Here is a 1,711-nt window from a genome sequence, read left to right as displayed (position 1 = left end):
CCCCCCTTGGGCTGGGGCCTCTGGGGGGCCCCCCCCCTCGCCACTTCGGGACGTCGAGCGCCGAACCGCCGGTGTACCACCGCTGCCGGTCCGCCGCCGCTGCCGATGTGTCCGCGCCGCCGGTCTGCGACGGTGTCCCGGTGCCGCCGTCCCCCGCTGTCACCACGCCCTTTTCCGTATCGCCCTTTCCCGTATCGCCGTTTTCCGTATCGCCGTTTTACGTATCGTCGAGGAGGAGCCCGCCCCAAGCCCAAGGTCAGCGATGACCACCTCGCCGCGAGGCGCAGCCAGATCCTCGACGGGGCCCGGCGTTGCTTCGCCGAATACGGCTACGACGGAGCGACCGTGCGCCGCCTCGAGGAGCAGATCGGATTGTCGCGCGGCGCGATCTTCCACCATTTCCGCGACAAGGACGCGCTGTTCCTCGCCCTGGCCCAGGAGGACGCCGAGCGGATGGCCGACGTGGCGGCCAACCAGGGCATCGTGCAGGTCATGCGCGACATGCTCGCCGACCCCGAGCAGTTCAACTGGCTGGGCACCCGGCTCGAGATCGCGCGCAGGCTGCGCACCGACCCCGAGTTCCGGGCCAGCTGGACCCAGCGTTCGGCGGAACTGCACGCGGCCACCCTGGCCCGGTTGGAGCGCCGCAAGGCCGCGGGCGCGCTGCGTGACGATGTGCCGACCGACGTGCTGCTGGGCTATCTCGACCTGGTGCTCGACGGGCTGATCGCCCGCATCGCCTCCGGGCACACCAACGAGAACCTTTCGGCCGTATTGGATCTCGTGGAGGCCTCGGTCCGGCGCAAGGACTGAGCCGACAGCGGCGACACTTCCGAAAAGACACCATTCGGAAGTAACTGCTGGATCGCTGTCGTGCGAAGAGCTACGCGCCGAGCGGCTTTCGCAACGGGACCGTCAAGCCCCCGGGATCAATTTGCCGACCGGCCGAAATTCACCCGAACACCGCCGCCGGGCACGACCGCGACGGTATCATTCGAAGCGCGTTAGCCAGCTCACGGCAAATTTTGAGCAGACGTGCCGGGTCGAGCGCACAGGACGAGTCGACGGACGAGATCGGAGAGCAGCCGCCCATGGGCACCGCATCCCTCCCTCCCGCAGCACGCGGCAGCGCCCGCGGTGGCCAGGGGTGAGCGGCTTCCGGCGCGGGCCCGCGCGGCGCGATTCGGTGCTCATCGTCTGTGACACCGGCGATCCGCACGCGGCCGCGGTGGCCACGATGGTGGAGCAGGTGCACGGGCTCGAGGTGATCCGCTTCGATCCGAGCACCTATCCGCGCGCCTACGGCAGCTTCCGGGTCGACCGGCTCGGCACGGCGCGGGCGATGTCGCGGGCCGTGGGGCTCGACCGCGCCCGCTCGGTCTGGTGGCGTCCGGCCACACCGAGCCGCTCGGCGCTGATGCCGGGCATCGACAGCGACTTCGAGCCCGACGCCTGCGACAGCTTCCTCGAGGGCATGCTGTGGTCGATCCCCGCGCACTGGGTCAACGACCCCGGCGCCGACCGCACCGCGAGCAGGCGGATCGTGCAGTGGGAGACCGCCGTGCGCGCGGGCCTGCGGGTGCCGGAGACGCTGGTGACCAACGACCCCGACGAGGCCCGCAGCTTCACCGAATCCCGGCCGGGGCCGGTGGTTTTAAAGCGCGACGGCACCCGGCGCGGATCCAGCCCCCACGCGCCGGTCCTAACCCCC

Annotated in this window: 1 protein-coding gene and 1 pseudogene; both read left to right on the top strand. The window is 70.7% G+C overall.

Going from position 1 to position 1,711, the window contains the following annotated elements:
- Positions 1-291 precede the first annotated feature (291 nt).
- Positions 292-813, top strand: a complete 522-nt coding sequence (locus QH283_RS14385; protein WP_280503503.1) for a TetR/AcrR family transcriptional regulator — start codon at positions 292-294, stop codon at positions 811-813.
- A 334-nt stretch (positions 814-1,147) separates the two neighbouring features.
- A pseudogene (locus QH283_RS14380) lies at positions 1,148-1,711 on the top strand (hypothetical protein); the annotation flags it as partial.

Origin of the sequence: Nocardia farcinica, from assembly GCF_029867845.1 — a bacterium.
In the GTDB taxonomy this organism is placed as follows: Bacteria; Actinomycetota; Actinomycetes; order Mycobacteriales; family Mycobacteriaceae; genus Nocardia; species Nocardia farcinica_A.
The sequence above is the reverse complement of the archived record's forward strand: the minus strand, read 5'-3'. Positions and strand labels throughout refer to the sequence as shown.